The sequence below is a fragment of the Gammaproteobacteria bacterium genome, from assembly GCA_037388465.1.
Lineage (GTDB): Bacteria > Pseudomonadota > Gammaproteobacteria > SpSt-1174 > SpSt-1174 > JARRKE01.
This window is the reverse complement of record JARRKE010000105.1, coordinates 1-5,610: the sequence shown is the minus strand read 5'-3', so window position 1 is coordinate 5,610 and position 5,610 is coordinate 1. Positions and strand designations below refer to the sequence as shown.

Genomic DNA, 5,610 nt, shown 5'->3' with positions numbered 1-5,610 from the left:
ACGGGATATACCCTGGTCAAATTGAATGCCGCATATGGAAACGTACAGTCGGCGGTCGCCACGCTGTCGGCTGCGCCCGATGTGCTTGCCGTGCAGCCGAATTTCATCTACCACGAACTGGCCACGCCCAACGATACGAACTATGGCCAGCAATGGGGACTGAGCAATTCCGGGCAAACCGTCACGAACGGGGATTATGCGACCAACAATCCCGGCACTTCGGGCGACGATATCGATGCCACCCAGGCGTGGGATCACATCACGGATTGTTCGAGCGTCACGGTGGCCGTGGTCGATACCGGCGTGAATTACACGCAGCAGGATCTGGCCGCCAACATGTGGAATGGCGGTACCAGTTATCCGAATCATGGTTACGATTTCGTGGATGGCGACAACGACCCCATGCCCGTGGGCGGTGCGGAACAGCATGGCACCCATGTGGCCGGCATCATCGGCGCAATCGGCAACAACAGCAATGGCGTGACGGGTGTATGCCAGAAGGCCAGCATCATGTCGGTGCGGGTGCTGGGGCCGGATGGAAGCGGCACGACGGCAAATGTCGTCAGTGGCGTCAATTTCGCGGTCGCGAACGGTGCCAAGGTCATCAATATGAGCCTGGGTGGTACCAGTTATGACGCGGCCTTCTCCAGTGCCATTACCAATGCGCAAAGTCATGGTGTGGTCGTCGTGGTCGCGGCCGGCAATGACAACCAGAACAATGACAGTACGCCGCATTACCCCTGTAATTATTCCCAGAGCAACCTGGTCTGCGTAGCGGCATTGGACCAGTCTTTCAGCCGCGCCAGCTTTTCCGACTACGGTGCGAGCAGCGTGGATGTAGGCGCGCCGGGTACCAATGTCCTCAGCACCTGGGGTGGACCGATCATTACTTCCGATTTCAGCGGCTGGAGTCTGTCGGGAGGATGGACACGGGATGCCACCACATACACTGTGCCGGTGCTGTACGACCCGGCGGACTATCCCTCGAGCAGCAGTGCCGGTTACGCCAATAATGCGAACGACATCGCATGGCAGACCTTCGACCTGAGCAGCACGGCATTACCCAGCGTGACGGCCGTAGCGTTGAATTATTACGTCTCGGTCCAGACCGAACTGAATCATGATTACTTTAATCTGGCATTCGATTCGACGGGCGTGGACCCTTTTGCCGGTACGGGAACCCAGTTGGAGCACGACTCGGGGACGGTAAGCCGGCCGGAAGCGATTTATGATCTCTCCGCTTGTCGCACAGCGACATGCGCCATCGGTTTTCAGCTGACCAGCGATGCGACGACCAACGGCCCCGGCGTGCTGGCCGCCTATTTCCAGATCGAAACCCTGCAGACCGGCGCGAACGTTTACCATGCCATCGATGGGACTTCGATGGCGACGCCGTTCGTGTCCGGTATCGCCGCCATGCTGTTCGCCTACAATCCCAACGACGATTATCACGACGTGGTCAACGCGATCCTGCACGGCGGCACCACCGTTTCCGCATTGAGCGGAATCACCACGACGGGGAAAGCGGTTAATGCAATGGGTTCGCTGGCCTATATCAGCCCACCCACGGGAGTGACTGCCACGGTGCAATGAAATCGAGCCGCTTCCTGCTTCTTCCTTCGGTCCTGCTGGGCGCGATGGCCATGGCCGCATGCGGCGCGGCACCGGCGAAACAAACGGCTGATGCACAGAGCGGTTCCGCTGCCGTCAGTGTGGAGCCGGTCGGTGAGCGGGTGCCGGGCGAATACATCGTGACGCTGGCGGCCGGTGCCGACGAGGCGGTGATCAGGACGGCGTACGGCGAGTTCGGTCTGGAATCGCTCAAGCCCCTGGGCGAACGCCGTTATCTTATGAAATTGCGCGATGATCCGGGTCCTGAGGCGGTGGTGAAGCGCGCCGGCTCATCCGCCGGTATCGAGGCGGTTCAACCCAACCTGATTTATCGCCTCAATCCTCCATCGCGCAGTCCGATGTTGCGCTGATGCGGCGGAATATCATACGGGTCATGATTCGGGTGCCGGCTCTTTGTGCCATACCGGCCTTAGCGCAATGAGTCCCAGCACGGGCCCGGGCAGCAGCAACCAGCCGACGTAGACCGTGATGTGCTGCCATTCGGTGGTCGCCAGCTCAATGGCGAGAATGGTCAGACCGAATCCAACGCTGTTCATCAGTGCCAGCGCACTGCCCAGGCGTTCCGGCGGGCAGGCCGAGGCCGCCAGCGCCGAGAACTGCGGCGAATCGGCCACCACGAAAAATCCCCATATCAACAGCAGCAGCAATAGCACGGCCGTGGGCAGTCCCTGGGCCAACGGATAGATCAGGCACAGGGTGGCCGAGCCCGCCAGGGCAAGGCTGGCGACCAGGCCGCTGCCCCAGCGATGACTGACCATGCCGCCGGCGATGCAGCCGATGCCCCCGGCCGCGAACACGCCGGCTGCGGCGAGATACACGCGTGCGCCCGATATGTCGTGTGCACCCCACAGCCCGATCAGGAGGGGTACCACCGCCCAGAAGGCGTACAGCTCCCACATGTGGCCAAAGTAGCCCAGCGCGGCGGCCCGAAAGCTCGGGATCTGGAAGGTTTGCAGCACGCCGCCCCATTGCAGGCGCCGCCCGACGGCATGATGCGGCCCCACGCCCAGCCAGCCCACGATGATCCCGGCCAGTACGGCCAGGGCGGATGCCGCAAACAGCACGCCACGCCAGGTGGGTGTCAGTTCCAGGCCGCGGATGAGATGCGGCAGGCCGGAGCCGAATACCAGCATGCCCACCAGCCAGCCCAGTACATGCCCCGCCTTTTCCGGCGCCCAGCTCACCACCAGCTTCATGCCGATGGGGTAGATGCCGGCCAGGGCCAGGCCGGTGAGAAACCGGAAGAACAGTCCGCTGGCCAGGCCGTCGCCCGCGAAGGCGAAAGCGGCGTTCGTAGCGGCGCCGATGAGCGCGCAGGCGGCGAAGATGCGGCTGGCCGGAAAGCGGTCCGCTAGGCCGGTGAGGGCCAGCACCAGGGTGCCGCTGATGAAGCCGAACTGCACGGCGCTGGTGAGATAGCCGAGCTCCACCTCCGTAATGCCCCAGGCCTGATGCAGGTTGTCGGCGACGGCGTTGACGCTGAACCACAGGGAAGTGCCGAGCAGCTCGGCGATTACGATCAGGGCAATGGCGAGGCGAGGTGACATGGATGGCTCTGGTGGGTGACAGGGATTATCGTCTAATCCTAGGCGAGATTTCAGCGCATGCACCCGATAGCCCGTTTTTTCAGCTGCAATACCGGGCTGCGGGATGCCGGCAAGGGAAAATGCCGGTAAAGTGGGTTCATAGAACAATTAATATAAAGATCGGTTTTGACGGGAGCGGTTGTGAGAGCGGGATACCTTTTTCTGCTGTTGATGATGTTATCGGTCGTGTCGCAGGCGGCACCGGTGGTGGAGCATATTCCCTTCATCAACGACGTACCCGCGTCACGGGATATCCCGCACCCCGACTGGTTCAAGAAGAGCTTTCTGGATCTGCGGGTGGACCTCAAGGATGCCCGCAAGGAAGGCAAGCAGGGCGTTATTGTCTATTTCGGACAGGAAAACTGCCCCTACTGCCTGGCCCTGATGAAGGAGAACTTCGGGCGTCCGGACATTACCCGCTACACGCGGGCACATTTCGATGTTATCGCCATCGACATCTGGGGCAGCCTGCCCGTGGTGCTGCCGGACGGGCGCAAGACCACCGAGCGCGAGTACGCCCTGCAGGAAAAGACCAATTTCACCCCTTCGCTGATCTTCTACGATCCTGACGGCAAGGTGGTGCTGCGCCTGCGCGGTTACTATCCGCCATACCGGTTCCGGGCGGCGCTGCACTACGTGGCGGAGGGATATTACAAACACGAATCGCTGCGCGATTACCTGGCCCGGGCGGAGAACACACCCAAGTTCGAACTCGGCGATCTGAATCAGGAAGACTTTTTCAGCCCCCCGCCGTACGCGCTGGATCGTTCGCATTTCCCGGCCAGCAAGCCGCTGGTGGTCTTTTTCGAACAACGTGACTGCCACGCCTGCGACATCCTGCACGGTGATCCTCTGCAGCACGAAAAGACCCGCGAACTGATGCAGGGCTTCGAGGCCGTACAGCTCGACATGTGGGCCGACACCCCGGTGCTGACCCCGGACGGCAGGCACGAGACCGCCAAGTCCTGGGCCTCGCGGCTCGGCATCTTCTATGCGCCGACGCTGGTGTTCTTCGACGAAAAGGGCAAAGAGATCATCCGCATCGATTCCGTGGTCGGTCTTTACCGTTTGCAGGGCGTGCTGCAGTACGTGCTGGAGAAGGGCTATCTTGAGTATCCGACCTATCAGAAATGGCGCCAGCAGCAGCGCGCCGAGGTGCCGGAACCGCCTGCGCTTTAGCCGGTCCAGCGCGATTCGGACGTTCCCGATTGTGCCGTGAGCGGGCGCAATCCCCGCATTTGCGTTGTCTACCTGTTGTATCCGAGGTCAATCGGGAGGCATAGCCATGCAACTCAAGGGTTCCTGTCATTGCGGCGCGGTGCGCTTCGCCGTGCATTCGCGTCATCCTTATCCGTTCAACCTTTGTTACTGCTCGATCTGCCGCAAGACTGCCGGTGGCGGCGGGTACGCCATCAATCTCGGGGCGGACTACGACACCCTGCAGGTGGAGGGCATGGAGTCGGTCAGCGAGTATCAGCCGAGAATCACCGACGAGCGCACGGGCGAGTCGCGGCTCGATCCGGGGCGGCGCTATTTCTGTAAACACTGCGGCAGCGCCCTGTGGGCCTGGGACCCGCGCTGGCCGGAGCTGGTGCATCCGCATGCCTCGGCGATCGACAGCGGCCTGCCGGTACCACCCGAACGCACCCACATGATGCTGGGCTCCAAGGCCGGCTGGGTGGAGGTGCAGGCGGGGCCGCACGATCAATTGTTCGACGAATACCCCGAGGAATCGCTGGCCGAATGGCACCAGCGGTTGGGTCTGGAAGACAACGACTAGGAGATGACGCGTATGGAAGTCAGGTTGGCGGAGTCCGATGCCGAGATCGCCGCATGCTATCCCGTGATGCACGAACTGCGCCCCCACATCGCAGAAGAGACCTTCGTTCCCCGCGTGCGCTCCCAGATGCAGTCCGGCTACCGGTTGGCCTATGCGCAGGCCGATGCAGGGCCCGTGGGCGTCGCGGGCTTCCGTACCAACGAGAGCCTGTCCTGGGGGCGGTTCCTGTATGTGGATGATCTGGTCGTGCTGCCTGCCGTTCGTTCCCAGGGCGTCGGCGCGGCTCTGCTGTCCTGGTTGCAGGGTTATGCGGCCAGAACCGGGTGCGGCGAGCTGCATCTGGACTCCGGCATGCAGCGGGTCGATGCCCACCGTTTTTACGACCGGCAGGGGATGGAGCGCATCGGGCTGCATTTCCGCAGCCGGGTTGCTCAGCCCGGCGCCGATGCCTGATTCAGGTGGCCGGCGCACCACGATCAGGCGCGTTTTCCCGGTCATGCCTTCTCCTGGTGCGGGCTGAAAACACCCAATTTCAAGTTTTTTTAATGAAAATCAAACAGTTAAGAAATGGCACGCATCCTGCAACAACTAGGGTGAGTTCAATGTGAACTC

Annotated in this window: 6 protein-coding genes; 5 read left to right on the top strand and 1 reads right to left on the bottom strand. The window is 61.7% G+C overall.

Translation table 11 applies throughout. The features are described 5' to 3' along the window. The coding region (locus tag P8Y64_13305) for a S8 family serine peptidase (protein ID MEJ2061441.1) at nucleotides 1–1,593 on the top strand (1,593 nt) is incomplete at its 5' end. Then, complete coding sequence (locus tag P8Y64_13300) at nucleotides 1,590–1,982, top strand: hypothetical protein (GenBank protein MEJ2061440.1); 393 nt, start codon at nucleotides 1,590–1,592, stop codon at nucleotides 1,980–1,982. The genes P8Y64_13305 and P8Y64_13300, both read left to right, overlap by 4 nt. Before the next feature lie 21 nt (nucleotides 1,983–2,003). Here the strand turns inward: P8Y64_13300 and P8Y64_13295 are convergent, their stop codons facing one another. After that, nucleotides 2,004–3,179: an MFS transporter gene (locus P8Y64_13295; GenBank protein ID MEJ2061439.1), complete on the bottom strand. Its 1,176-nt coding sequence runs from the start codon at nucleotides 3,177–3,179 to the stop codon at nucleotides 2,004–2,006. 225 nt (nucleotides 3,180–3,404) lie between these two features. On the opposite strand from P8Y64_13295, the gene P8Y64_13290 reads away from it, so the two are divergent. The 3 genes from P8Y64_13290 to P8Y64_13280 all read left to right on the top strand — a co-directional run bounded on the left by P8Y64_13290 (nucleotide 3,405) and on the right by P8Y64_13280 (nucleotide 5,451). Beyond that, nucleotides 3,405–4,397, top strand: coding sequence for a thioredoxin fold domain-containing protein (locus P8Y64_13290; protein MEJ2061438.1), 993 nt, complete (start codon nucleotides 3,405–3,407; stop codon nucleotides 4,395–4,397). 106 nt (nucleotides 4,398–4,503) lie between these two features. Continuing rightward, nucleotides 4,504–4,998, top strand: a complete 495-nt coding sequence (locus P8Y64_13285) for a GFA family protein (GenBank protein ID MEJ2061437.1) — start codon at nucleotides 4,504–4,506, stop codon at nucleotides 4,996–4,998. Between the two features lie 12 nt (nucleotides 4,999–5,010). Next, nucleotides 5,011–5,451 carry a GNAT family N-acetyltransferase gene (locus P8Y64_13280; GenBank protein ID MEJ2061436.1) on the top strand — a complete coding sequence of 147 codons (441 nt, stop codon included), beginning with the start codon at nucleotides 5,011–5,013 and terminating at the stop codon, nucleotides 5,449–5,451. Nucleotides 5,452–5,610: the final 159 nt, after the last annotated feature.

Coding starts and splice junctions, on each gene's coding strand:
- P8Y64_13300 (MEJ2061440.1), top strand. CDS start 1,590: ATGAAATCGAGCCGCTTCCTGCTTCTTCCTTCGGTCCTGCTGGGCGCG.
- P8Y64_13295 (MEJ2061439.1), bottom strand. CDS start 3,179: ATGTCACCTCGCCTCGCCATTGCCCTGATCGTAATCGCCGAGCTGCTC.
- P8Y64_13285 (MEJ2061437.1), top strand. CDS start 4,504: ATGCAACTCAAGGGTTCCTGTCATTGCGGCGCGGTGCGCTTCGCCGTG.
- P8Y64_13280 (MEJ2061436.1), top strand. CDS start 5,011: ATGGAAGTCAGGTTGGCGGAGTCCGATGCCGAGATCGCCGCATGCTAT.